Raw genomic sequence first — 26,059 nt, forward strand, 5'->3', positions numbered from 1 at the left:
GAAAGCGGGGTAGGTAGCGGGCACGCTCAGGTGCCCGCTGCGTCGAGTCGGTGGATGCGGCCGGTGACCAGCCACAGCGCGGCCAGCGAAGCCGGCACCAGCGCGGCGACCAGAATGAACATCGGTGCGTACGAGGTTGCGGTCATCACCGGGACCAGCCAGGTGGTGATCAAGGTGCCGGCCACCGCGGCCATGCCGCCGATGCCGGCCAGCGAGCCGACCGATTTGCCGGCGAACAGATCGCCGGGCAGGGTCTGGATATTGCCGATGGCGATCTGGAAGCCGAACAGCACGGCGGCAATCGTCAGCACCGCCATGCGCGGGTCGGCGGCCTGCACGGCGCCCAGCAGCGCCGGCGCCATGATGGCCCCGCCCAGGGTGATGGTCCATTTGCGCGCGCGGTCCACGCTCCAGCCGGCCGCGATCAGGCGCCCGGACAGCCAGCCGCCGCACAGGCTGCCCAGCATCGCACCGACGAACGGCACCCAGGCGAATGCGCCGATCTGCTTGATGTCGAAGTGGAAGGTCTCGGCCAGGTAGATCGGCAGCCACGACACGAACAGCCACCAGATCGGGTCCAGGAAGAACCGCGCCAGCACGATCCCCCAGCTTTGCCGGTGCGACATCAGCTGGCGCAGCGTGGGCAGGTAGGCCGGCGGCGGCGCGCTGCCGGCGTCGGGCGCATCCAGGATCAACGCACGCTCGGCCGCGTCGACCCAGGGATGCCGGTCCGGCCCGGCGCGGTAGATCACCAGCCACGGCAGCAACCACAGCATGCCCAGCACGCCGATCAGCACGAACGTGCCTTTCCAGCCGAACGACAGGAACAGCAGCGCGATCAGCGGCGCCGAGACGATCGCGCCGATGGAGGCGCCGGCATTAAAGATGCCCTGCGCCAATGCACGCTCGCGCGCGGGAAACCATTCCGCATTGGCCTTGACCGCGCCCGGCCAGGCGCCGGCTTCGCTGATGCCCAGCAGCGCGCGCACCACCGAGAACGCCATGATGGAGTGGGTGACCGCATGCAGCGCGATGGAGATCGACCACACCGCGATGGACAGGGCAAAGCCGAGCCGGGTGCCGATGATGTCGAACAGCCGCCCGAACACGAACTGCCCGGCGGCATAGAACAGCATGAAGATGGTGACCAGCAGCGCGTAGTCTTCCTTGGTGGCGCCGATGTCGCGCGAGATCGCCGGCCACATCACCGCCAGCGCGTTGCGGTCGATGTAGTTGATCACCGTGGCCACCGCGATCAGCGCCACGATCAGCCAGCGCACCGCCGAGCGCTTGCCCGTGGGGCGCGTGCGGGTGGAGGCGGTGCTCATTGCGCACCTGCAGTGCGATCGAAGCGCGCGTAGCCGCCGCGCCAGCTGTAGCGCTGACCGGCGGCCTGCACCAGGTGGCTGCGTTGTGCATCGGCGTCGTCGGCCACCGCCAGCGCGATGCGCTGGCCGCCGACCAGGGTGAGCACGATCACCTCGGCATCGTCGCCGCGCACGCGCTCGATGGCGCGGATGCGGCTGTTGGCGCCGCGCACGTATTCGGCGGTGCCGTTGTATTCGCCATGCGGTTCCAGCACGCCGAAGAAGCTGACATTGGCCTGCCCATCCACGCGCTGGATCAGCGCCGGTTCGCGGCGCAGGTTGAAGTTCGGGTCGTTGGCTCCGCTCTCCACCAGCAGGGCACGCGCCGGCGCGCTGCTGCCGAAGCGGTAGCTGTAGAAGCGGCCGGCGAGCAGCCAGCTCAGGCTGCGCGTGTCGGTGCTGGCGTCGCTGGAGGCATCCACCCACAGGTGCTGATAGCCGTTGGCCTTGCCCAGCACCGGGCGTTGCGTCAGTGCGCGCTCTGCGGTGAAGCCGACCTGCATGATCTGCCCGTTGAAGTGCAGCGGCAGGTCGTAACGTGCCGGAGCGCTGGCGTTGACGCGCAGCAGGTCGACCACCACCGGCAGGCGCAGCTGCGGGTGCGACAGCAGCGCCTGGGTGCGGGTGAAGCTGACCCCGTCGTAGGCCTGCTGCATGCGCGCCGACACGATCTGGGTGTCGGCAGTGCTGGCGAACAGCAGCTGCGTCGGCGCGTGTTGCTCGCCCACCTTCCAGTCGCCGTTGAAGTGGCTGGTCTCGTTCGCCACCAGCGTGTTGTGCGCAACGGTCTGCTTGGCCCAGCTGGTGTTCTCCGGCAGATAGATGCCGCCGGCCTTGGCTTCCACATTCAAGAAACGCGCCGCGCCGTAGTCGGTGACCACGCGCTGGCCGTTGTCGTAGAACAGCCAGTTCAACTTGTCGAAATGCCCGTGGCCCATGCCTTGCGAGGTGTTCTTCATCACCAGCGTCTGGCCGTCTTCGCCGCCGCTGCGCAGGATCGCCAGCGCGCCCTGGTCGCCCTGTGCGCCATCGCGCAGCAACACGCTGCCGAAGGCGAACGGCTGGGCGCGGTCCTGCGTGAGTGCGGTGGCCACGGCCAGGCCTTCGGGGGTGAGCAGCACGCGGCGCTGGCGTTGCGCGATGGACAGCAGCTGCGCGTCGTGGGTCTGCGCGTAGGCGATGCCGATGCCGGCCACCAGTTCTTCGGTGTCCAGGCCCTTGTCGAGGATGGCGTCGTTGATCGGGAAGAAATAACCGCCGTAGCTGCTCTGCACCAGGCTGTTTACGGCCTTGAGCAGCACGCCGTCGCGGCGCTGGAAGATGTGCTGCTGCGGCTGGTTGCGCTCGATCGCATTGGCGAACAGCACGAACGGCGCCAGGGCATAGCGTTGGTAGTACGGGCCTTCGGCGTAGTAGCCGTCCGGCGAGAACAGCTGGTCCACCTGCGCCAGGAAGCCGGCCTTGCCATCGCGCCTGCTGCCGCGCAGTGCCTTGTCCACCAGCGCCTGGTCGCGCAGCACATAACCGGTCATGCCGACCGCGGCAACTGCCCAGGTGGCGTGGTTGTGGATCTTGTCGAAGTTGTCGGCGCTCTCGTCGCACAGGAAGTGCGCCATGCGCGCGAACACGTCGCGGTCGATGGTGGCGCGGTCCTGCGCGCTGAGCGTGTCGCGGATGGCGTCGTAGCCCTGGCTTGCGTAGACCAGCCACACCGAGTCGTTCAAGGACTGCCAGAATAGCCGCCCCGGCACCTGGCCGCGCCCGGCCGGGTGTGCGCCCAGCGTGGGATACAGGCGCGCGTAGGCCAGCAGCACGTCGCGCGCATAGTCGGCATAAACGCGATCGCCGGTGAGTCGGTACAGCGCGCCGGCGGCCTGGATGGCCTGGTAGTTGCGTTTGTGCTGCTCGTGGCTGGCGCCGCCGCCGGGATCGCTGGGCACCGGCACGTCCACGCCGGCGCGCATCGCCGCGCGCACGCTGGCTTCTGCGCGTGCCTGTTCGCGGGCGAACACCGGCAGCCTGGCGCCGGCGCTGGCCATCTCGCGCCATTGCTGGGCGGTGACCAGCACCGGCGCGGCGTCGGTGGCGCGCGGTTGCGGCTGCGCTGCTTGTTCGGCCGCGGGTGACGGGGCGGCGCTACAGGGCAGGGCGCTACTGGCGCCTACCAGGACCAGCAGCAACAGGCGGGTGGAACGGGTCATAGCAGGGGCTCCGCTGCGTCGGCGTGCAAGGCCGGGGTGCCGACGAACTGATTGCCGCTGGCGATGAGGTGAGGTGTGCCGGTGGTGTGCTGCGCCAGGATCGCGGCGCTGTCGACGAAGCGGTTATTGCGCAGCGCAATGCGCTGCACGCCGTGCAGGCGCAGCGACGCACCTGCGTTGCGGCCGACCTGCGTGAAGTGCGAGTCGCTCACCTGCAGCACCGGGCCGAAGGTGCTTTCGTCGCGGCCGCCGCGATACAGGTCCAGCACCGGCCCGGCGACGCGGTGGAACTGCGACTGCTGCACCGTGACCTGTTCGACGTTGTAGGTGCCACGGTCGTCGGTCTCGGCGTGCGCGGACAGCACGCTGCCGGAGACGTCCTCGACCAGCAGCCGGTCCAGCAGGATGTTGTCGGCCAGGCTGCCCTTGCCGAGTGCGATCACATCGAAGCCGGGTTGCGCGTCCAGATGATGCAGGTGCGTGTCGCGCAAGGTGAGCTGGTACTGCGCCACCGCTGTGCCGGGTGCGGTGCGGATCACCGCATTGCCCGGCTGCGCGGGTGCGGCGCGGCCATCGATCTCGAGCCGGGCCAGGTGGAGCGAGCCGCCGGGCGCGATCTGGAACAGCGCCGGCTGCGAAAAGCGGATGCGCGCGCGGCCGCGTTGCGGGCCTTCCAGCGTCAGCGGCCGGTCCACGTCGAGGATGTCATCGACCTGGTAGCGGCCTGCGTCCAGTTGCAGGCGGTCGCCGGGGCTGGCCTGCGCCACGGCGTCGGTCAGGCTGGACTGCCCCGGCCGCACGCGGGTGCGGCGGCCGCTGTCGGCGACTGCCTGCGCCGCCTGCTTGGGGTACCAGCTCACGCCCACCTGTGCGCGCGCGATGTAACTCAGCGCCGGGTCGGCGCCGACGCCAGTGGCGTTGTCGGCGACCAGCAAGCCGGTGCTGGCGCGGGTCATCGTCACCTGGCGGCTGTTGACGCCGCCGGGCAGGCGGGTGGAGGCCAGCGGGCTTTGCAGGTTGCTGGTGAAGGCAATACCGGACAGGTCGCCCAGCACGCGCACCGGGTCGCTGGCGGCCACGATCAGATTGCCGGCAAAGCGGCTGTTGATCGGCGCGGCGGTGCGCTCGGCATCCATGCCGGCACCGAAGTACAGCTGGTTGACGGTCACGAAGGTGTTGCGCTCGATGCGCGCCTGGTCCACCTGCACGTAGCGGTTGGCAGGCGAGTTGGGCACCCCGTACATGATGCTCAGCGCCGACGAATAGCCATCGCCGGCCAGGTTTTCCAGGTAGTTGTGGCGCACGGTCTGCTTGCGGTTGATCACGCGGATGCCGCCGATGTTGGCCTTGCCGTCGCCGAAGAACACGTTGCGCTCGACCAGGTTGCCATCGCCGTGCCGCAGCACCAGCGCGCCGCGCGATTGCTTGAACACATTGCCACGGTAGGTGTTGCCGCCGGACTTGTTGGAGACCACCTCCACCTCGCCGTCGCAGCCTTCGAACCAGTTGTTGTCCACCACCGAGTTGGAGGCGCTGTCGGCATCGCTGCTGGTGCCGATGCGTAGCGTCTCGCCGCCATTGGCGCCCAGGTTGGGGCGTGGCCCGAACCAGTTGTGGTCGATGCGATGGCGGTTGTCCAGGCCCTGGGTGGCGTCGCGCACCACCACCAGGGTGGGGCCGGCATTGGTCTTGCCGACCAGCTGGTTGTGGTCGAAACGGTTGTCGCTGTCGTACAGCGCCACCCAGTTGTCCGAGTCGCTACGGGTGGGCTTGCTGAAGCCGTCCACCACCACGCCGGTGATGCGGCTGTGGCGCGCGCGTTCCTTGCTGGAGATGCGGTACGACAGCACCGCATCGCCCGGGCTATGGCCGTCGCGGAACACCAGGTCCGACACCACCAGGTAGGTGCCGGCCATGTGCAGGTCGGAGGTGCCGCTGATGATCACCTTGCCCGGCGTTTGCGCGGTGAGGGTGATCGGCTGCTCGGCAGTGCCTTGCCCGCGCAGCACGATGGCGAAATCCCGCCACTGCCCATCGGCCAGCACGATGCGATCGCCGGCACGCAGCGCGGCCGCCGCCACCGCGTACTCGCTCTGGTCGTGCACCAGGTACGAGGTGGCCTGGGCCGAGCCGACCCAGGCGGGCGCACACAGCAGCAACAGGCAGGCAAGGGAGACGGGGGATCGCATCGGGATGCTCCTGGACGCTGGCGCGTCGGTGATGGCCGAGGGTAACAGTGCAAACTGGTTCGTCAACCAAAATGGTAGTCCAGTTGGTCTGTATTGAAGCCCGCGATCGGCTCGATGTCATGCTGCAATTGCACAAAATAATCTACATAACTGGCCTAGTCAGGTGGTTCGTTGGATAAATTGTAAAAATGATTGACTTGGCATTGATCCGCGTGGAGTCTCCACCTCGCTCGGTCTCGAGCGTCCTTTGGGAGGAGGAATTGTGCGGTATCTGAAAATAGTCCAATTACGTAGACCAATTATTCGGAATGCCCTGACCCAGGCGCTGCTGGGTGCCGTTGCACTGACAAGCGCGCAGGCAGCCCTGGCCCAGCAAAGCGATGCCGCTCAGCAGGAGCAAGCGCCCACCACGCTGGACCAGGTCAAGGTCACCGGCATCCGCAGCTCGATCCAGTCGTCCATCGACAGCAAGCGCGAGCAGACGGTGGTGGCCGACGTGCTGTCGGCCGAGGACATCGGCGACCTGCCGGCGCTGTCGATCGGCGAGGCGATCGAGACCATCACTGGTGCGGCCACGCACCGCGAGAAGGGCGGCGCGTCGGAGATCTCCATCCGTGGCCTGGGGCCGTTCCTGGGCTCGGCCACCTTCAATGGGCGCGAGGCCAGCAACGGCAGCGGCGACCGCTCGGTGAACTTCAACCAGTTCCCCTCCGAACTCATCAACACCGTGGCGATCTACAAGACCCAGCGCGCCGACTTCGTCGAAGGTGGCATCGCCGGCACGGTCAACATGCAGACCGTGCGGCCGCTGGAATTCGGCAAGCGCCGCGTGCAACTGGACGGGCGGGCGACCTATGCCGATGGCGACAGCAAGTTGCGCAACGCCGATGGCGTGGGTTGGCGCGGCACCGTCAGCTACCTGGACCAGTTCGATCTGCGCGGGGCCGGCAAGCTGGGGGTCTCGCTCGGCCTGCAGCGGCTGGAAGGCACCAACCCGGAAGAGGTGATGAGCAGCAGCTCCACCTGGACGGCCTGCAACGCCAACGAGGTGGTGGGCGCCAGCCGCAACTGCACCGCCGTGACCCCGGCGCAGGTGCAGGCGGGGACGCCGTATTACCTGGCGCCCGGCAGCCGCGTGTACCGCCAGATCAGCGAGCACGATCAACGCGACGCTGCCTTCGCCGCGCTGCAATGGCGGCCCTTCGACGGCCTGGAGGTGGCCCTGGATTACCAGGATTCGCAGCGCACCGTGACCGAAGACCGCGCCGAGCTCAATTTTTCCGAAACACTGCGCAACCTCAACAACCGCCAGGTGGGCGACAACGGCGCCTTGCTCGGCCATACCGGCAGCAGCACGGTGGAATCCTCCACCGACTACAAGGTGCGCGACGAGCAGTACCGCGGTGGCGGGCTACGCGTGGAATGGCGCCCGAACGCGGCCTGGATGCTGTCCACCGACCTGTCGTATTCGCGCACCGAGCGCAGCGAGATCGACCGCCTGATGCGGCTGCGCTCCAATGCCACCGACATCAACGGCAACCGCGTGCCCGGGATCAACGGACAACGTGTGGACTACACGTATACCTATGCCGGCGATGTGCCGGGGATTGTGGTCGATCCCGCGTTCGACCTGAACAACCCGGACAATTTCAGCGCCGCCGCGCGCGCGCGGCGCGACGAGTTGCGCCGCGAGCACACCATCCGGGCCTGGCGCTTCGATGGCGCCTTCACCCCGGAGAGCGGGCTGCTCACCTCCATCAAGGGTGGCGTGCGCCTGTCCAAGGCGACCTACCGCGACCTGGACGACCGCGTCGAACGCAACGTCACCGATCCGGCCACGATCCGCGCCGCCAACCTGGCCTGCCGGCAACCGTTCCCGCAGGAAGATTTCCTCTCCAGCGCCAGCGGCAACACCATCCAGCAGTGGGCCACCTTCGACAGCCGCTGCCTGTTCAGCGCCATCACCGGCGTGGACGACACCGGCCGCAATGCCGACCCGCGCGGCACCGCCGACTCCGACGTGGAAGAAAAGACCCGCGCGCTGTATGTGATGGGCGAATTCGCCAGCACGCTGTTCGGGCTGCCGCTGGACGGCAACCTGGGCGTGCGCTGGGTGCGCACCGACGTCAGCTCGGTGGGGTTGCGCGGCGAGCTGGACGTGGTCGACAACCCCGACGGCACCATCCAGCTGGTGGAAACCGGGCGCTTCGCCGCGCAGACGGTGCGCGCGTCCAACCGCGTGTTCCTGCCCAGCTTCAACGCCAACATCGGCCTCACCGAGCAGACCCAGCTACGCTTCGGGCTGTACCGGGCCATGGCGCGCCCGGATCTGGTGGCACTGTCTGCCGGGCGTACCTTCATCCTGGAGCCGGGGACCGAATTCACTACCGTCGGCGAGGCGATCGGCAGCATCACCGCCACCGGCAACCCGCGCACGCAGCCGCTGCTGTCGTCCAATGCGGACGTGTCGCTGGAGTGGTATCCCAATGCCGACTCCCTGCTCAGCGCCGCGGTGTACTACAAGCAGTTCACCGGTGGCGCGGTGCCCACGGTGGTGGACGAGCGCTTCGTCATCGACGGCACCGCGGTGGTGGTGCCGGTGGTGCAGGACGTCACCACCCGGCAAAAGAGCGATCTCACCGGGCTGGAGCTGACCGGCACCCATCGCTTCTCCTACCTGCCGGCGCCGTTCGACGGCCTAGGGGTCAAGCTGAGCTACAACTACGCCGATTCCAACTACAAGACCCAGGATCTGCGCCTGGGCGACCAGATCGACCCGGCAACCGGCCTGGTGAGCAGCGGCATCGTCGCGCCGGCCAATATCTTCGGCCTGTCGCGGCACGTGTTCTCCGGCCAGCTGTATTACGCCATCGGCGCGGTCGACCTGCAGGCCATCTACAAGTACCGCTCCGAGTATTTCCAGAAGTTCGTCGGCGCCCCGGCGCAGAACCGCTACGTACGCGACAGCGGCACCCTGGACCTGCGTGCCAGCTACCGCGTCAATGCGCAGCTGTCGGTGTCGCTGGAGGCTTCCAACCTGACCAACGAGCCGCGGATCTCCGACATGCCGGTGCCCGGCAGCTTCCGTGAGTACAACACTTACGGGCGACGTTATTATTTGGGGGTGCGCTACCGGTTCTAGCGTCGCCCACCTGTCCGGCACCCGTGTGCCGGGCCGATCACCCTGAGGGTTTGAGTCGCCGATGTCCGAAAACCGCCTGTACCACTCCGTTGCCGCCAAGATCCGCGCGCTGATCGACACGGGCGAATTCCCGGTCGGCTCGCGCCTGCCGGGCGAGCGCGAGTTGGCCGAGCGCTTCGGCGTCAGTCGCGTGACCGTGCGCGAGGCCGAGATCGCGCTGGAGGCGCAGGGCCGCATCGTGATCAAGATCGGCTCGGGCGTGTACGTCAAGCCACGCCTGGCCTCGGACGAGGGCACATTGCCGGATGTCAGCGCGTTCGAGCTGACTGCCGCGCGCGCGGTGATCGAGGCGGAGGCGGCCGCATTGGCCGCCAGCCACATCACCGATGCGGAGCTGGATGAATTGAACGGCATGATCCAGGCGCTGTCCGCACCGGGGCTCAGCGATGCGGCCGCTGCCGACTACGACCGCGCCTTCCATCTGGCGATCGCGCGTATCAGTGGCAACCCGGTGGTGGCGCACTGCGTGCAGCTGATCTGGCGCATGCGCAACGAATTGCCGCGCGTGCGCGAGGTGTATGCGCGGGTCTGCCACGACGACGGCGCCACCCGCGTGGACGAACACACCGCCATCCTGCAGGCCCTGCAGCAACGCGACCCGGTCGCGGCACGCACGGCCATGCGCAACCATTTCCAGCGCCTGTTCGAATCCATGCTGGAAGCGACCGAGAACGATGCACTGGCGGAGATCCGCCGCCGCACCCAGCAGGACCGCGCGCATTTTCTGGCGGCCACGCGCACCTGAGTGCATGTGATGGATTGTTGGACGCGCTGCGTCGACTACCAGCGGCACTTTCTTGCCGCTGACGCTGGATCCTCCGAAAGACACATCCATTAATCAGCTGGACGCGCCGTCTGCGCCGGTTCGGCGCCACCGACACGCGGCTGATCTGAGTGTCGCGCCTGCGGTTGCCGCGGACGCTGCAGCGACAACACGCTGCAGGCACGTCCGCCCTCAGGCAGATCGCTCTGCCTGAGGGGCGTGGGCACCTGCAGTGCAGGTCTCAGTCCGCCATCACCTTGTCCGGCGTCATCGGGGTGCTGCGGATGCGCTTGCCGGTGGCATGGAAGATCGCATTGCAGATCGCCGCCGAAACACCGACCAGGCCGATTTCGCCCACGCCTTTCGCACCCAGGCTGCTGACGATGCGGTCGTCCTCGTCGGCGAAAATCACGTCGATGTCGTGGATGTCGGCATTGGCCGAGACGTGATACATCGCAAAATCGTGATTCATGAAACGGCCGAAGCGGTGATCGGACTGGGTGTGTTCGTGCAGCGCCTGGCCGATGCCCCAGACCACGCCGCCAACGATCTGGCTGCGCGCGGTGATCGGGTTGAGAATGCGCCCGGCTGCAACCGCGCTGACCACGCGGGTGACGCGGACCGTGCCCAGCTCTTCATCCACCCGCACTTCCACGAACACTGCGCCGTGGGTGGCGCGGGTGTACTTGCGTTGCTTGAGCACATTGGGCAGCAGCAGGAACTTGTCTTCGATCTGTTCCAGTTCTGCTGCACGCAACAACTCGGTCAGCGCAATGGTGGTGCCGGCATCGGCGCGCAATGCCAGCGTGCCGTCGGCAAACACCACCTCGTCCAGCTTGGCCTTGCCAAAGCGCGAGTTCGGCAACGCCTGCGCCAGGCGCAGCAACCGTGCGCGCAGCTTCGCGCACACGCCATCCACCGCCGAGCCCACCGTGGTCACATGCGACGAGCCGCCTTCGATCGGTGCGACCGGCAGGGTCGAATCGCCGAGCTGGAAGGTGACCTGTTCCAGCGGCAGGCCCAGTGCTTCGGCCGCGATCATCGCCATCACCGTATAGGTGCCGGTGCCGATATCGCTGGCTGCGCTGCTCACCACCAGCCGGCCATCGGCGTGCAGCACCGCATGCGCGCGCGCAAACATCTGCATCGCATCCCATTGCCCGGTGGCCATGCCCCAGCCGACCCACTCGTTGCCTTCCTTGCGTGCACGCGGCTGCAGCGGACGCTGCGCCCAGCCGAAGCGTTCGGCACCTTGCTGGTAGCACGCGCGTAGCGCCTTGGTGGAGTAGGGCTTGTCGTCGGCGGGGTTGACCTCGGCATAGTTCTTCAGGCGCAGCGCCAGCGGATCCATGCCCAGCTCATAGGACAGCTCGTCCATCGCCACTTCCAGCGCATGCACGCCGTGTGCGGCACCGGGTGCGCGCATGTCCATCGGGCTGAACTGGTCCAGGCTCACCAGGTTGTAGCCCAGATGCACGTTGTCGCAGGCATACAGCTGCCCGCTCCAGTTGACCACCACTTCGACGTAATCCTCGATGCGCGAGGTCTCGGCAATGGCCTCGTGCCAGATCGCACGCAAGCTGCCGTCGCGGTCGGCGCCGAGCTTGAGCCGCTGCAATGTCTCCGGGCGATGGCCGAAGGTGAACATCTGTTGCCGCGTCAGCACCACGCGCACCGAGCGGTCCAGCATGATCGAAGCCATCACCGCCAGCGGCAACTGATACTGCGGGCGCAGCCCGGAGCCGAAGGCGCCGCCCACGTACGGATTGCGCACGGTGACCTTGCGCTTGCTCAGGCCAAACACATGCGAGACATACCAGCGGCTGTTCTGCGAGCCCTGGGTCTTGTCGTAGATGGTGAAGTGGCCATCGGCGTCGCGGATCACGGTGGAGGCGAACAGCTCCATCGGATTGTGGTGCTCCACGCCGCTGTAATAGTCGGCCTGCACCTGGACAGCCGCATTGGCAAAGGCGGTGTCCGGCTCGCCCTTGTCCTTGGGCGGCGGCGAGAAACCGGCCTTCATGGCCTTGGGCTTGTGCGCACGGTCCAGGTTGGTCATCAGGTTGGTGTCGTGCGGATCCTGCAGCAGTTCCACCTCCACCAGGTGGGCCGCGTGGCGCGCCGCTTCAAAAGTGTCGGCCACCACCAGGGCGATCGGCTGGCCGCTGTACAGGATCTTGTTGTCGTACAGGGGCCGGAACGGCGAACCGGCCAGTGCAGTCATGTCCTTGTAGAACACATCCATGCCGCGCATATGCGGGCGGTTTTCATGGGTGACGATCTCCAGCACGCCCGGCACCGCACGCGCGGCATCAAGATGGAAGGCGACGATCTCGCCCTTGGCGATGCTGCTGTTGACCACCACGCCATAGGCCAGATCCGCCACCGGCCATTCGGCGGCATAACGTGCCTGGCCGGTGACCTTGGCGCGCCCGTCGATGCGGGTGACGCCGGTGCCGGTGGGGCGATAGCCAGTGCCGCTGTCGGCAACCGGCGGGCTCAGGTCGTTGTCGGGTAGATCGGTGCTGCGTGCGTTCATGGCGCTTCCTCCAGCGCGCTGGTTCGCCCGCGGTTGTCGATGGTGCCCTCGCGGGCGACGTCCAGGGCACGCACGATCGCGCGGCGTGCCAGCGGCAGCTTGAAGGCGTTGTTGCCTTGCGGTTGCGCACCCTGCAGCAAGGCATCGGCCAGGCTGCCGAAGCTCTCGGCCGTGGCCGGTTTGCCCACCAGCTGCGCTTCGGCGTCGGGGTTGCGCCAGGGCTTGTGCGCCACGCCGCCCAGGGCCACGCGCACTTCGCGGATGCTGCCGTCCTCGGCCAGGTCCAGCGCCGCCGCCACCGACACCAGCGCGAATGCATACGACAGGCGCTCGCGGATCTTCAGGTAGGCGCTGTGCGCAACGAAGCGCTGCGCATCGGGCAGGTCGATATGCACAATCAACTCGTCCGGGGCCAGGGTGCTGTCCAGCTCCGGGTGCTCGCCGGGCAGGCGGTGGAACTGTGCGAACGGGATGTCGCGCTCCCCGTTGGGGCCTTGCACATGCACTACCGCGTCCAGCGCAGCCAGCGCGACGCACATGTCCGACGGGTGCGTGGCAATGCACTGCGCGCTGGCGCCGAGGATGGCGTTGTAGGTGGTGAGCCCGCCGATCGCCGAGCAGCCGGTCCCGGGCGCGCGCTTGTTGCATGGGGTGGCATGGTCGTAGAAATACAGGCAGCGCGTGCGCTGTAGCAGGTTGCCGCCATTGCTGGCCATGTTGCGGATCTGTGGCGAGGCGCCGGCCAGGATCGCCGCGCTCAGCAAGGGATACCGCGTCTCCACGTCGGGGTGATAGGCGGTGTCGGCATTGCGTGCGAGTGCGCCCAGGCGCAGGCCGCCTTCGGGGAGCGTACTGATGCTGTCCAGCGGCAGGCGATTGATATCGACCAGGCTGCCTGGCCGCATCAATTGCAGCTTCATCAGGTCGGTGAGATTGGTGCCGCCGGCGATCAGGCGCACCGGGGCTTCGGCAGGCACCGGGTGCGGGTCGCTGCCGCGCACCGACAGGGCAGTCAGCGCCGCATCGACGCTGTCCGCGCGCGTGTAGGTAAGCGGAATCATGCCGGCACCGTCCCTGGCGTCCACGGTGTGGCGGCGCTCTCGCTGCTGTCGCTGGGTTTGCCCATGACCTGCATCACCGCATCGGTGATCTGCGGGTAGGCACCGCAGCGGCACAGATTGCCGCTCATCAACTCGCGCACCTGGTCGCGGTCGTGCGCCTTGCCTTCATTGATCAGGCCCACTGCCGAACACAACTGCCCGGGCGTGCAATAGCCGCACTGGAAGGCATCGTTCTCGATGAAGGCACGCTGCAGCGGATGCAGCTGTTCGCCCTCGGCCAGGCCTTCGACGGTGGTGATCTCGGCGCCGTCCTGCATGACCGCAAGCGTCAGGCAGCTGTTGATGCGGCGTCCATCGACCAGCACCGTGCAGGCGCCGCATTGGCCGTGGTCGCAGCCTTTCTTGGTGCCGGTGAGGTCGAGCCGGTCGCGCAATAGATCGAGCAGGCTGACCCAGGCTTCGAGCTGCAATTGGTAAGGCTGGCCATTGATGCGCAGGTTGACCGGGTAGGTCGGCGCAGCAGTGGCGGTGGCCGGCGCCAGATGCGTGGCAGTGGCGGGTGTGGCATTCATGCGAACCCCGTGGCGATGGCTGAGAGGAGGACCCTCACCTTGATGCCTGAGTGGTCAAGGTGTGGTGTAGGTGAGTGAGGTCTCTTTCACGCGTGCGTGAAGCCTGAGCGTGGTCATGCGCGGAACATGGCGGCGTTGCTGCGCATGACATCGCTTGATCGCAGGCCGGTGCCAATCGTCGGTGCGTCATCGTGGTGTCACCTGCAGTGGCCAGGCTAGCCGGCCCAGCGCACAGGCGAACGCGCCGCATGAAAGCCAACGCCACCCGCGCCTGGACGCAGGTGTTCACCCAGCACGGGTCGGTGCTGCGTGGCTTTTTCGTGCGTCGCGGCGCCAACGAGGATGCCGAAGACCTGGTGCAGGAAACCTATCTGCGGCTGTTGCGTGCGCATCAGGATCAAGGCGAGGCGATCGCCAATCCCGAGGCGTATCTGTACACGGTGGCGCTGAACCTAGCGCGCGAGCAGGCCGCGCGACGCAAGCAGGCGCCACTGCGCATCGACGAGATGGAACAGTTTTCGCAGCTGCTTGCTGCAGGCGACGACGTGGAAGACGCCGCGCACCGGCAGCAGCGCCAGCAACGCCTGCAGGCCCTGCTGGCCACGTTGCCGGAGCGCACCTGCGCGGTATTGGTGATGCAGTACCGCGACGGGCTCAGCTACAAGCAGATCGCCGAGCGCATGGGGGTGTCTGCGCATATGGTCAAGAAGCATGTGGTGCGTGGCTTGTCGGCCTGCAGACGGGCGGTTGCCGACAGCGGGGACAGCTGGTGAGCAAGCCGGTGTTACCGAGCCGCAGCGTTGTCGGTGAAGCCGCGCACTGGCATGCGCTGCAACGCATGCAGGCGCTGGATGCGACGCAACAGGCCGGCTTTCTGCAATGGCTGACCGCATCGCCGCTGCATGTACGCGAATACATGGCGGTGCTGCGTGTGGCCGGCGATCTGGGCGATGCCATACGTGGCATCGACCTGGACGTGGATGCCCTGCTTGCTGCCGACCGGCGCAAGACTGCCGATGCCGCGCCGCCCAACGTGATCGCGCTGCCGCTGCGGTCACAAGTTCAGCCAGCACCGCAACCCGCTGCCCGGCTGCGCCGCAGCGAAGGCCAACCCAATGCACGCATGCGCAGCTGGCGCATGGGCCTGGCCGCGGCGCTGTGCGGCGTCGCGATCCTGACCGGCTGGGCCTGGCCACGCACGCAGATCTACGCCACCGCGCATGGCGAGCAGCGCAGCGTGCAGTTGGCCGACCGCAGCGTGGTGCATTTGAATGGGCAAAGCAGCCTGCGTGCCACCATGACGCCGTGGAGCCGCCACCTGCAGCTGCTGCGTGGCCAGGCCAGCTTCGTGGTCGCGCCGGATCGGCGCCCGTTGCAGGTGCATGCAGGCCATCTGCGTGTCGAGGATATCGGCACCACCTTCGATATTGCCCTGTATCAACACCAGGCACGCATCGAGGTCGCCGAGGGCCGTGTCCATGTCTGGCGCGACGCGCGCGATGGGCAGCCGATGCTCGCCGACCTGGGAGCGGGGCAGAGCGCATGGGTCGATGCGGCCACCGGCAAGATCGAACTGGCCAGCGAAGAGGTGGCCGCCATGCATGCCTGGCGGCAGCGACGCATCGTGTTCCGCGACGCGCCGCTGGCCACGGTGGCCGAAGACTTCAATCGTCTCAACCGCACGCGTTTGTCGATCGACGATGCTGCCGCCGGTGCACTGCGGCTCACCGGCAATCTGCGCGGTGACGATCTTGCCGCGCTGCGTGCCTTCCTGGATGGCCAGCCGAACCTGCGCGTGGTCAGCGCGCCGGGGATGCTGCGCGTGAGCAGCCGGCCTGCGCCGGGAACGGCGACGCGATAGCCACGGCGCTGCACGACGCCGTAATGCGTGCAGCGCGTGCGCATGCCGCATCGCGCGCGTAGCCCACATGCATTAATCCTGCGCGCAGTGGATGGGGTTGTCGATGCCATTGCGCCGCGTGCATGCCGATGGCCGTCTGCGGCTGCGTCCACGCACATGCAAGACCTCACGTCCTCACGTGCACGCAAGGCGCAGCGCGATGCAGATGCCGTGCGTCGCGCCCGCACCGTTCGGTGCCTGCGCAGATGTCACAGAAAATTCATCAAAAAACGGTGCCCGATCGTCGCTGTCGATGCTCGTAGTCCAGGTACAACGCAGCATTCCCGCGTGGCGGGTGGTGTTGCGCATTGCTTCCTCCCCTACTGGATTCCACGATGCGCCGTACGTTGTTTCTTTCGATCGCTCTCGCCCTGCACGCCGGTACCGCTGGCGCCCAGACGGCTGCTGCCACCGTCGCGGTCGAGGCGATTCCGGCCCAGCCACTGGCGCGCGCGCTCAATGCGCTGTCGCGCCAGACCGGGCTGCAGTTTGTCTATGCCGCCGGCGTGGCCGGCAACCCGCAGACCCGCGCCACCGCGGCCGGCGTCGCACCCGAGCAGGCCCTGCAGCAATTGCTCGACGGTACCGGCCTGCGCTACCGCTATCTCGATGCGACCACGGTGACGATCGAAACCGCCGAGCCGGCGCCCGGCCTGCCGCCAGCGGCTCCGGCAACGGCCGCGGTCGCCACGGCACCGGTGCCGCGTGCAGACGCGCCGGTGCAGGAACTGGACAGCATCCAGGTGCTCGGCAGTTACGCCGGCAGCCTCAGCGCCGCGTTGCGCCAGAAACGCTACGCCGACAGCGTGGTGGATGTGATCGCCGCCGAAGACATCGGCAAGCTGCCCGCGCAGAACGTGGCCGAGGCGCTGCAGCGCGTGCCGGGCGTGTCGATCGTGCGCGACCGCGGCGAAGGCGTGTACGTGCGCGTGCGCGGCCTGGGCCCGAATTTCCAGGTCACCACGCTCAACGGCCAGACCATGGCGGTCAATGAGAACGTGCGCACCTCCGGCCAGACCGGGCGGCAATTCCGCTACGACACGCTGCCGGCCGAACTGGTCTCCGGGCTGGACGTGATCAAGAGCCCCACCGCCGACCTGGACGAAGGCGCCATCGGCGGCATCGTCAACGTGCGTACATTCCGCTCGCTGGAGCTGGGCAAGACACTGACCAACGTATCGCTGGAATCCAGCCAGGCCCAGCGCACCCAGGCCAACGATCCGCGCGTCTCCGGGCTGTTCAACTGGGTCAATGCCGAGGGTACCTTCGGCATGCTGATCTCCGGTGCATATGCGCAACGCACCTTGCGCCAGGACCGCGTCAACGAGGTGAGCTGGGACTATTACCGCAACGGCGTGCCGGGCGTGCCCGGTGCCAATTACGTTCCCACCGGCCTGCGCCCGACACTGGAGCTGGAGGAGCGCGAGCGCACCGGCGTGGCGGCCTCGCTGCAATGGAAGCCCAGCGCGACGTGGGAGACCAATCTGGATCTGCTCTACGCCAGGCAAACCGTGCATTACGACGAATACAGCATGGGCGTGGGCTTCGACAGCCTGGCCAAGCTGAGCAATCTGCGGGTGCAAAACGGCGGTATCACCGGCTTCGATTATCGCAACGGCCAGGTGCAGATCTCGCGCGAGACCTCCGGCATCACCGACGACAATCGCAGTGCACGCCTGTCCAGCACCTGGAGCGGCGACCAGTGGACACTGGGCGCAGTGGCGTTCCACTCGCAGGCGCACAGCTACGACTCCGATCCGATCCGGCGCACCCGTCTGCGCAGCGGCACCAACCTGGCGATGCGCGTGGACATGCCGCAAGCCGACGGCGACAACGTACCGGACTGGAGCTTCACCAACGGCTTCGATCCGACCAACCCGGCCACCGTGGCAGGGCGCCGGCTGGAATGGCGCGAGATCGATGCGCGCGACAAGGAAGACGCGCTGCAGTTCGATGCCAGGCGCACACTCGACGGCAGCTTCTTTCGCGACTTCAAGGTGGGCGCCAAGTACCGCCAGCGCTCGCGCACCTACGATCGCGCCGACCTGCTGCTCAACAGCATTGCCGGGGTACGTTTCCCGGGCAGCTATTTCACCGCGTTGCCGGTGGGCGACATGTTGTCGGACGCCAACGGCAACCTGCCGCGGCAATGGCTAGCGCCGATCGAATCCGCGTTCTGGGGCAATTGGCCGACCAGCGCCGATCTGAGCAACACGCCCAACAGCGCCGACCTGCAGAATTCCTACGAGGTGCAGGAAAAGATCGCCTCGGCGTACGCGATGAGCAACTTCGCCACCCAGCTGGCGGGCCGCGAGCTGCGCGGTAATGTCGGCGCGCGCGTGGTGCGCACCGAGCAGGCCACCGACGGCCATGCCGATGTCAACGGCAGCGCACAGCCGGTGCATTTCGAGCGCAGCTATACCAATGTGCTGCCTTCGTTCAACGCGGCCTGGGACGTGCGCGAGGACATGGTGCTGCGGACTTCCGCGGCCAAGGTGATCACGCGCCCGGACCTTACCGATCTGTCGTCCAAGCTGACCTTCAATTCCAGTGGCGAACGCCTCACCGCCAGCGGCGGCAACCCTGCGCTGCAGCCCTTCGAAGCGTGGCAGTACGACCTGACCTTCGAATGGTACATCGACGGCACCTCGGCACTGACTGGCGGTTTGTTCTACAAGGACATCTCCAGCTTCATCCAGACCCAGATGTCCAACCTGGTCTACCAAGGCCAGACCTATCTGCTGTCGTCCAAGACCAACGGCAGCAAGGCGATGGTGCAGGGCGCTGAGGTGGCGTATCAGCAGGTCTTCAGCGGCCTGCCGTCGCCGCTGGACGGCCTGGGCATGCAGCTCAACTACACCTGGACCGACAGCAAGGCGACCTATCACGACGGCACCGGCAGCTTCACCGACAGCCTGGAAGGCGTGGCCAGGAACACCTACAACGCCGTGCTGTTCTACGAGAAGGGGCCGTTGATGGCGCGCGTCAGCTACAGCTGGAGCGACGACATCCTCAACGCGGTGGGCACCGCCAATGTGGCCACGCTCAACAGCGACCAGTTCGGCAGCCTGGATGCCAATGTCGCCTACAAGGTCAACGACACGCTGTCGGTGTTCGTCAACGCGATCAATCTCACCGGCGAAGTGCAGCGCCAGTTCGTTGGCGATCACCTGTTCGGCGGCTATACCGACTACGGCCGCACCTGGTCGCTGGGGTTGCGCGCGCGCTTTTGACAAGGGCTGGAGACCTGACGGGCAGTTGCCAGCGACGTGCGGTGTGCATCGGGGGCGCTGTGTTTGCGGGTGACATGCCGCCACGGAGGCCTTGCGACGAGCGCAGCCGTCGTGATCGCCGATCCAGTTTGTTGGCGGCAGCCAATGCCGCCACCGGGCGCCTTGCTGCAAGGCGCCATCTGCAAGGGCCATGGCTTCGGCTATGGCGCTGTTGCCAGCCGCACATCGCCGCGTATCGCGGTGTGCAACAGCTGCATCACGTGTTGAGACCACTCATGTCATTACTGCTTCGTAGCTGTATCGGTTTTTTTGTCTTGATCGTGGCCGGCTTGGCGACGCCGGTAGCGCCTGCCGCCACCACGTCGGAGACGCTTGAGAAAGTCGTCATCCTCAAACGCCACGGCGTGCGTGCGGCGATGTCCAGCCCGGAGCAACTGGGTCGCTATTCCGCACGTCCCTGGCCACGCTTCGATGTGCCGGCCGGCCACCTGACCGCAAACGGTGCGCGTCTGGAGGCATTATTCGGTGCCTATTACCGCGCCCGTTACATGCCGTTGGGTCTGTTCGATGGTGATGGCTGCGCCAATGTCTACTACTGGGCCAATCGCACCCAGCGCACCATCGCCTCGGCGCGTGCGTTGGCAAGCACGCTCACCCCGGGGTGTACGAACACGGTGCACCACGTGGCCGATGACGCGTCCGATCCACTGTTTGACGGCGCGCCGGCATTGCGACAACCCGCTGCGACGGCGTTGATGCGCGCGGCCATCGCCGGCCGCGTCGGCGGCGATGTGGTCGCCTGGAACGCGGCGCAACGCGATGCGATCGACAGCTTGCAGCAACTGTTGCTGCAGTGCGCGCAGCGGCCGTGCCCGACCCAGGCCGGTGCCGGCAAGCAACGCCTGGATGCGGTGCCCGCAGGCATGGGCGCTGCCCACGACGGAATCGCCGGTGTCCAAGGCCCGGCACCGGCAGCCTCCGGCATCAGCGAAAGCCTGTTGATGGGCTGGGCCGACGGCCAGGACTTTGCCGCGTTGGGATGGCAAGGCGTGGACGAAGCCAGTCTGCTGCGCGCGTTCGCACCGCATCAGGCCGAGTTCGCGCTGCGCCTGCGTGCGCCGACGGTGGCGCGCATGGCCAGTACGCCGCTGGCGGCGCGGCTGCTGGCGACACTGCAGCAAGGCAGTGTCGCCAGTGGCAATCGCAATCCACCGCAGGCCACGCCGATCGGTGGCGATGCACGGCTGGTGGTGCTGTCCGGTCACGACGGCACGCTGACCTTGCTGGCCGGCATGTTCGATCTGCATTGGCAGTTGCCCGGTTACCAACCCGACCAGACCGTGCCTGGCGGCGCCTTGGTCTTCGAGCGCTGGCGGCGTGCCGATGGGCAGCGGGTGATCCGCCTGCGCTATACCGCGCAGACGCTGGCGCAACTGCGCGAACGCCGCGCGCTGACACCGCAGGTGCCGCCGCCGTCATCGCCGGTGTTCATTCCCGGCTGCAGCAGCGCCACCCCGGAGTACGACTGCCCGCTACCAGCCCTGGCGACATTGATCGACGCCGCGATCGACCCGCATTACCTGAGCGAATGACGCCGCGCGCGCCGACCGCGACCGGCGCGTGTGGTTGCATCGGCGCATCGGCGCCGTTTCCCTGGCCACCGTGCCAGCCGCTGTTTCTCACCACTGCAAGAGGCGATTTATGCTCCACCAGCGACGTACTCTCGTCAGTCTCGGAACCGCTCTGAGAGCAACTACCAAAACTACTGCGCGTTCGCCAGGCGGGCGCGGCCGGTGCTCGGAATCCTCATGTACCACCCGTACACTGCGGTTCCTCCGCGCCGTCCGCACCCACCTGACAAACGCTCGCTACGTTTTGTTAGCTGCTCTCACACTTGCCTGCGCAGGCATCGCCCAGGCGCAAACGGACGTCGGCGTACTCGACGTACTGACCTACAACGTCGCCGGCCTGCCCGAAGGCCTGTCCAGCGGAACGCCGGCCACCAACACCGCACTGCTCGCACCGAAACTGGCGCCTTACGGGCTGGTCAACGTGCAGGAAGACTTCAACTACCACGCCACGCTGTACGCCGGCGACGCGCATCCCTACCGCACTGCCACCAGTGGTGGTGCCGCGTTCGGCGACGGGCTCAACACGCTCAGCAACTATCCCTTCAACGACTTCACCCGGGTCAAGTGGAACCAGTGCAACGGCACCGACTGCCTGACCCCGAAGGGTTTCAGTTACATGCGCGTGCGCCTGGCCGACGGCGTGTTGCTGGACGTCTACAATGCGCATCCCAATGCCGGGGTCGAAGCGGGCGACCTGTCCGCACGTCGCGCCAATATCCGCCAGCTCTCGCAGTTCATCCAGACCTGGTCGGCCGGCAATGCGGTGCTGGTGATGATGGATTCCAATACGCGCTACACCCGCAGCGACGACAACATCCGCGAGTTGATCGCCTCCAACGGTTTGACCGATCCGTGGGTGGAACTGATCAAGGGCGCAGCACCGGCGGCCGGCGCCGCACCGCTGTTGTGCGGCACGCCGCCGACCAATAGCTGCGAAGTGGTCGACAAGATCCTGTACCGCGATGCGCCGCAATTGACCCTGGTGGCCAACCGTTACCAGCTCGATGGCGGCGGCTTCTATGACAGCGCCGGCAAGCCGCTGTCCGACCACTACCCGCTGCATGTGCAATTCGGATGGGCCGTGGGCGACCGATTGCGCACCAGCGACCAGTTCGGTGGTCCGCATGGCGTTCCGTTCAACGATCTGGCCGGCAATCCTGGCGTGCGTCCGCTCAGTGGCGTGACCCTGCGGGGCGGTGCACGCCTGGATGGCGTCGGCGTGATCCTGGACAGCGGCAAGCTGCTCGCGCATGGCGGCAGTGGTGGGCAGGCGACCACACTGTCGCTGGGTGCCAACGAAACGCTGTCCTCGGCCACCTTCACCGTGGGCAAGTACAACGACCGCACCCGCCTGTTCTCGCTGAGCCTGCGTACCAACAAAGGCCGCAGCGTGCAGGTGGGCAGCCCGACCAGCGAGAGCTACACGCTGAGCGCTCCCAGCGGCTGGCATATCGCCGGTTTCACCGGTCGCGCGGGTGAGGAGATCGACAAGCTGGGGGTGGTGTATGCGAAGGACTGAGGGCATTGCGGACTAGCAGCCACTCAGACCTCTCGCAGTCTGCGGCGTGAGCTGCAAAGCAGCGACGCACGGCCATGGATGGCCTCTCTGTTAAAGCGGCAATCCACGCAGCATTGAATCTGGCGGTGCGTTGAAACATCCGTGCAGCCGCAACGTTGTGCGGATCAGAACGTAGGTATCCTGCGCAATTGCTGATGCTCCACGATAATTCGTCGGCGGGGCGACGCAATGCATCAACCGTAATGCCCGCGGGGTTCGTGCACATGCGTATCGGCACGCAAACGCACCCGTGGACGCAACCATTGGGCAAACTCCGCTTCGCCCCATGCGCCATCGGCCAATCCCATCATGGCGACATACTTCTCTTCCTGCGAGGCGATGAGCTCGGCACCATTGAGCACGAGAAAAACGCGGTAGCAGACATGGGCAGTACGCTTGTTGCCATCCACAAACGGGTGATTGCGCGCCAGCCCGTAGGCCAGGCTGGCGGTCAACTGCACCAGATCGGGCGGAGGATCGCCATAAGAAAACAGCTGCTGTGGACGTGCCAGGGCCGAGTCCAGCAAGGCCTCATCGCGGATGCCAGCAGCGCCACCGTGTTCGCTCAATTGACGTTCGTGGATGGCCAGGGCAAGCGCGCGCGTGATCCACACGACCATGCGCGTGTTCATTTGGCCAGCTTGTTCAGCACCTGACGGTCCTCGCGCATCACCTGCTCGGCCACATCCATCTGCGCGGCCAGGGTCGGGTCGAACGCGGTCAGCTTGATGCCGTCGGGCGTTTCCAGTGCATAGAGTTCGTCTCCCTTGCCCAGGCGCAGGCGGGCGAGCAGTTCCTTGGGCAGGATGACGCCAGCGGAATTGCCGATGGAGGTGATCTTGAGCTTCATGGTCGACGCCTTCGTTAGTACGTAAGTTATAACTCCGTCTCCAGCCGATCACAAGCCCGTCCTGGCTGAAGCGGCTCAGCAACCTGCATGGGCCAATCTCGCCTGCTGCGACCGACAGGTGTACAAATGTACACCTTGTCCCGGCCGGCCGTTGCACTCCCATGGAATCTCTCTCCCCCAAGCGTCAGGCGGTGCTGGCTTTCCTGCAGGAACAGGCCCGTGCAGGGGTATCCCCCAGCCTGGCCGAGATTGCGCAGGCGTTCGGGTTCGCCTCGCGCAATGCCGCGCAAAAGCACGTGCAGGCGCTGGCCGAGGCCGGGTTGATCGAGCTGTTGCCCAATCAGAAGCGCGGCATCCGCATGCCGGGCGGGGCCGCGCGCGATGCCTTGCTGGCCTTGCCGGTGCTGGGCCGGGTGGCGGCCGGTGTGCCGATCGGGGCGGATATCGGCCTGGACCGGCAGTTGTGGCTGGACCGCACGCTGTTCTCCTTGCGCCCGGACTATCTGCTGCAGGTGCAGGGCGATTCGATGATCGACGACGGCATCCTGGACGGCGATCTGGTCGGCGTGCATCGCAGCAGCGAGGCGCGCGATGGGCAGATCGTGGTGGCGCGGGTGGATGGCGAAATCACCATCAAGCGGCTGGAGCGCGGTGCCGAACGCATCCGCCTGTTGCCGCGCAACCGCGCGCACGCGCCGATCGTGGTGCCGGCCGATGCCGACTTCGCGATCGAAGGACTGTACTGCGGTCTGATCCGGCAGGGTTGAGATGAGCCAGGAGCCCGCGCGCATCAGGCAGGACGGCAACGCGGCAGTCGCCCTGCCGCTGGACGCCCTGCTGGCCGCGCGCACGGTGTGGCGCGCGGGTCGTGGCACCGCCATCGCCCATGGCGGCGAATCCACCGGGCATGCGGCGCTGGATGCGCTGCTACCCGATGGCGGCTGGCCGCGGCGGGCACTGACCGAGTTGCTGCTGCCCGCGCATGGCGTGGGCGAGATCGCACTGCTGTTGCCCACGCTGGCGCGCATGACCGGCGCCAGCAGCCGGGTGGTGCTGGTGGCGCCGCCGTTCATTCCCTATGCGCCGGCCTGGCAGGCGGGCGGGGTGGTGCTGGAACATCTGGAAGTGGTGCAGGCCGAGCCGCGCGACGCCTTGTGGGCGTTCGAGCAATGCCTGCGCAGTGGCGCATGCGCGGCAGTGCTGGGCTGGCCGCAGACCGGCGATGCACGCGCATTGCGGCGGCTGCAGGTCGCCGCCGACAGCGGCAACTGCTGCGCGTTCGCGTTGCGCGATCGCAAGCATGCGGTCAATGCATCGCCGGCGGCATTACGGCTGGAATTTCTGCCCGAGCGCGATGCCTGGCAGGTACGCAAGTGCCGCGGCGGGCAGGTCCCGTCGCAGCCGTTGCGGCTGGCGCATTGAGGCGCGCGCATGTTGTGGGCCTGCATCTTGCTGCCGCAGCTGGCGCTGGACGCCGTCCTCCGGCGTCTGGAAGAGCCGGACGCACCGCTGGCGTTGGTGGAAGGCCCGGCGCAGTTGCGCAGCCTGCACTCGGTCAATGCAGCGGCGTCCGCCGCCGGCCTGAAAGCCGGCATGCGGCTGTCGGCGGCGCATGCGCTGATGTCCCATGTACGCATCATCGATTACGAGGCCCAGGCTGAGGCGCGCACGCAGCGGTTTCTTGCGGCGTGGGCGTACCGGCACAGTTCGTTGGTGAGCCAGCAATGGTCGCGTGCCATCGTGCTGGAGGCCGGTGCCAGTTTTCGGTTGTTCGGTCCATGGCCGCGTTTCGAGCGCCGCCTGCGCGATGAACTGCAGGCCTTGGGCTTCCGGCACCGGCTTGCACTGGCACCTACGCCGCGCGCCGCGCGCGTGCTGGCCGGTTTGCGCGATGGCATGGTGGTGACGCAGTTGCCGGCCTTGCACGCCACGCTGGACAAGGTGCCGGTACGCCGCGCCGCGTTGCCGGGCGATGCCGGCGAGCGCCTGCAACACATGGGCGTACGCACGCTGGCGGCGGTGCGCGCGTTGCCGCGCGATGGGCTGCGCCGGCGGTTCGGTGCGGGCCTGCTCGAGCATCTGGACCGCCTCTACGGCCAGGCCGACGACCCCCTGGAGTGCTACGCGCCACCGGACCACTTCGACCAGCGTGTGGAGCTCGGCTACGAGGTGGAAATGCATCCGGCGCTGCTGTTCCCGCTGCGTCGCCTGATCGGCGACCTGTGCACCTACCTGTCCATCCGCGACGGCGGCGTGCAACGGTTCCTGCTGCGGCTGGAACACGAGGAAGGCGCCACCGATGTCGAGATCGGCCTGCTGACCCCGGAGCGCGCGCCGACGCTGTTGTTCGAGCTTGCGCGTAACCGGCTGGAGCGGGTGGAGATCCCACGCCCGGTGGTGGCGATGCGCCTGCTGGCGCGGCAGCTGCCACCGTTCGTGCCGGCCATGCGCGATCTGTTCGATCAACGTGCGCAGCAATCGGTGGAGTGGCCGCAGCTACGCGAGCGCCTGCGCGCGCGGCTGGGCGATGAGGCGGTGTACCGCGTACTGCCGGCCGACGACCCGCGCCCGGAACGTGCCTGGCGGCGCGCCATCGGTGATGCGGTGCGCGACGTTGCGGCGCCGCCGCGTCCGCCGCGCCCGACCTGGCTGTTGCCGCAGCCAGTGCCTCTGCACGAGACGCAGCTGCGCATCATCTCCGGCCCGGAGCGGCTGGAAAGCGGCTGGTGGGACGACGACGAGGCGCGCCGCGATTACTACGTGGTGGAAACCGCACGCGGCCGGCGTGGCTGGGCGTTCGCCGCTCCTGGCCGTGTCGATGGCTGGATGCTGCACGGGTGGTTCGCATGATCGGTTGCGTGCCCTTGCAGCAGCCGAGCGTTGCCTGCGGCGCTGGTCATCGCAGCGGTGCCGCACGCGTCCGATGCCACGGACCGAAGAGGCAAGCGCAACGGGTCGATCTGCAGCGCATGTGTGGCGGCAGCGCGATGTCG

19 protein-coding genes and 1 other RNA gene are annotated in these 26,059 nt (G+C 67.1%); 11 read left to right on the forward strand and 9 right to left on the reverse strand.

The window, feature by feature from the left end; genetic code table 11:
* Positions 1–26: 26 nt before the first annotated feature.
* From AC06DU_RS05750 to AC06DU_RS05760, 3 genes are read right to left on the reverse strand one after another with little or no spacing between them, the layout of a single operon-like run.
* A complete protein-coding gene (locus AC06DU_RS05750) occupies positions 27–1,328 on the reverse strand; it encodes an MFS transporter (protein ID WP_047128293.1) in 1,302 nt (433 codons plus the stop codon).
* Positions 1,325–3,568, reverse strand: a complete 2,244-nt coding sequence (locus AC06DU_RS05755) for an oligoalginate lyase (protein WP_478203769.1) — start codon at positions 3,566–3,568, stop codon at positions 1,325–1,327. The genes AC06DU_RS05750 and AC06DU_RS05755 overlap by 4 nt, the downstream gene beginning before the upstream one ends.
* A complete protein-coding gene (locus tag AC06DU_RS05760) occupies positions 3,565–5,757 on the reverse strand; it encodes a chondroitinase-B domain-containing protein (RefSeq protein ID WP_478203770.1) in 2,193 nt (730 codons plus the stop codon). The genes AC06DU_RS05755 and AC06DU_RS05760 overlap by 4 nt, the downstream gene beginning before the upstream one ends.
* 271 nt (positions 5,758–6,028) lie before the next feature.
* On the opposite strand from AC06DU_RS05760, the gene AC06DU_RS05765 reads away from it, so the two are divergent.
* Together AC06DU_RS05765 and AC06DU_RS05770 are read left to right on the forward strand one after the other, a co-directional pair.
* Positions 6,029–8,899: a TonB-dependent receptor gene (locus tag AC06DU_RS05765; RefSeq protein ID WP_478204370.1), complete on the forward strand. Its 2,871-nt coding sequence runs from the start codon at positions 6,029–6,031 to the stop codon at positions 8,897–8,899.
* A 61-nt stretch (positions 8,900–8,960) separates the two neighbouring features.
* A complete protein-coding gene (locus tag AC06DU_RS05770) occupies positions 8,961–9,704 on the forward strand; it encodes a FadR/GntR family transcriptional regulator (RefSeq protein WP_102252585.1) in 744 nt (247 codons plus the stop codon).
* Positions 9,705–9,963: 259 nt separating this feature from the next.
* Here the strand turns inward: AC06DU_RS05770 and AC06DU_RS05775 are convergent, their stop codons facing one another.
* The 3 genes from AC06DU_RS05775 to AC06DU_RS05785 are packed head-to-tail and all read right to left on the reverse strand — an operon-like array spanning position 9,964 to position 13,894.
* Positions 9,964–12,261: a xanthine dehydrogenase family protein molybdopterin-binding subunit gene (locus tag AC06DU_RS05775; RefSeq protein WP_478203772.1), complete on the reverse strand. Its 2,298-nt coding sequence runs from the start codon at positions 12,259–12,261 to the stop codon at positions 9,964–9,966.
* Positions 12,258–13,346 carry an FAD binding domain-containing protein gene (locus tag AC06DU_RS05780; RefSeq protein WP_228608707.1) on the reverse strand — a complete coding sequence of 363 codons (1,089 nt, stop codon included), beginning with the start codon at positions 13,344–13,346 and terminating at the stop codon, positions 12,258–12,260. The genes AC06DU_RS05775 and AC06DU_RS05780 overlap by 4 nt, the downstream gene beginning before the upstream one ends.
* Positions 13,319–13,894, reverse strand: a complete 576-nt coding sequence (locus tag AC06DU_RS05785) for a (2Fe-2S)-binding protein (protein ID WP_024938641.1) — start codon at positions 13,892–13,894, stop codon at positions 13,319–13,321. Before AC06DU_RS05785 ends, AC06DU_RS05780 begins: the two co-directional genes overlap by 28 nt.
* Positions 13,895–14,142: 248 nt before the next feature.
* Here AC06DU_RS05785 and AC06DU_RS05790 point away from each other — a divergent pair, with 248 nt between their 5' ends.
* On the forward strand, positions 14,143–14,667 hold the full coding sequence (locus AC06DU_RS05790) for an RNA polymerase sigma factor (RefSeq protein ID WP_024938642.1): 525 nt from the start codon (positions 14,143–14,145) through the stop codon (positions 14,665–14,667).
* Between the two features lie 65 nt (positions 14,668–14,732).
* A complete protein-coding gene (locus tag AC06DU_RS05795) occupies positions 14,733–15,755 on the forward strand; it encodes a FecR family protein (protein ID WP_240475954.1) in 1,023 nt (340 codons plus the stop codon).
* 174 nt (positions 15,756–15,929) lie between these two features.
* Here the strand turns inward: AC06DU_RS05795 and AC06DU_RS05800 are convergent, their stop codons facing one another.
* The gene (locus AC06DU_RS05800; RefSeq protein ID WP_478203773.1) at positions 15,930–16,103 is read right to left on the reverse strand and encodes a hypothetical protein; all 174 of its coding nucleotides are present in this window, start codon (positions 16,101–16,103) and stop codon (positions 15,930–15,932) included.
* Between the two features lie 26 nt (positions 16,104–16,129).
* Here AC06DU_RS05800 and AC06DU_RS05805 point away from each other — a divergent pair, with 26 nt between their 5' ends.
* The 4 genes from AC06DU_RS05805 to AC06DU_RS05820 all read left to right on the forward strand — a co-directional run bounded on the left by AC06DU_RS05805 (position 16,130) and on the right by AC06DU_RS05820 (position 22,177).
* Positions 16,130–19,027, forward strand: coding sequence for a TonB-dependent receptor (locus tag AC06DU_RS05805; RefSeq protein ID WP_478203774.1), 2,898 nt, complete (start codon positions 16,130–16,132; stop codon positions 19,025–19,027).
* 275 nt (positions 19,028–19,302) lie between these two features.
* Complete coding sequence (locus AC06DU_RS05810) at positions 19,303–20,619, forward strand: histidine-type phosphatase (RefSeq protein ID WP_478203775.1); 1,317 nt, start codon at positions 19,303–19,305, stop codon at positions 20,617–20,619.
* A 216-nt stretch (positions 20,620–20,835) separates the two neighbouring features.
* Positions 20,836–20,911, forward strand: a non-coding RNA gene (locus AC06DU_RS05815) — sX9 sRNA.
* Positions 20,903–22,177 carry a jacalin-like lectin gene (locus AC06DU_RS05820; protein WP_478203776.1) on the forward strand — a complete coding sequence of 425 codons (1,275 nt, stop codon included), beginning with the start codon at positions 20,903–20,905 and terminating at the stop codon, positions 22,175–22,177. Before AC06DU_RS05815 ends, AC06DU_RS05820 begins: the two co-directional genes overlap by 9 nt.
* A gap of 233 nt (positions 22,178–22,410) precedes the next feature.
* Here AC06DU_RS05820 and AC06DU_RS05825 read toward each other — a convergent pair whose 3' ends face one another.
* Together AC06DU_RS05825 and AC06DU_RS05830 are read right to left on the reverse strand one after the other, a co-directional pair.
* Positions 22,411–22,836, reverse strand: coding sequence for a type II toxin-antitoxin system death-on-curing family toxin (locus tag AC06DU_RS05825; RefSeq protein WP_046345857.1), 426 nt, complete (start codon positions 22,834–22,836; stop codon positions 22,411–22,413).
* Positions 22,837–22,844: 8 nt separating this feature from the next.
* On the reverse strand, positions 22,845–23,066 hold the full coding sequence (locus tag AC06DU_RS05830; RefSeq protein ID WP_016849390.1) for an AbrB/MazE/SpoVT family DNA-binding domain-containing protein: 222 nt from the start codon (positions 23,064–23,066) through the stop codon (positions 22,845–22,847).
* A 161-nt stretch (positions 23,067–23,227) separates the two neighbouring features.
* On the opposite strand from AC06DU_RS05830, the gene lexA reads away from it, so the two are divergent.
* From lexA to AC06DU_RS05845, 3 genes are read left to right on the forward strand one after another with little or no spacing between them, the layout of a single operon-like run.
* Positions 23,228–23,833: a transcriptional repressor LexA gene (gene lexA / locus AC06DU_RS05835; RefSeq protein ID WP_478203778.1), complete on the forward strand. Its 606-nt coding sequence runs from the start codon at positions 23,228–23,230 to the stop codon at positions 23,831–23,833.
* A gap of 1 nt (position 23,834) precedes the next feature.
* Entirely contained in the window at positions 23,835–24,488 is a 654-nt protein-coding gene (imuA, locus tag AC06DU_RS05840) for a translesion DNA synthesis-associated protein ImuA (RefSeq protein ID WP_024938648.1), read from the forward strand.
* 9 nt (positions 24,489–24,497) lie between these two features.
* On the forward strand, positions 24,498–25,916 hold the full coding sequence (locus AC06DU_RS05845; protein ID WP_478203780.1) for a Y-family DNA polymerase: 1,419 nt from the start codon (positions 24,498–24,500) through the stop codon (positions 25,914–25,916).
* Positions 25,917–26,059: the final 143 nt, after the last annotated feature.

The organism is Xanthomonas sp. NCPPB 3200 (assembly GCF_056393585.1).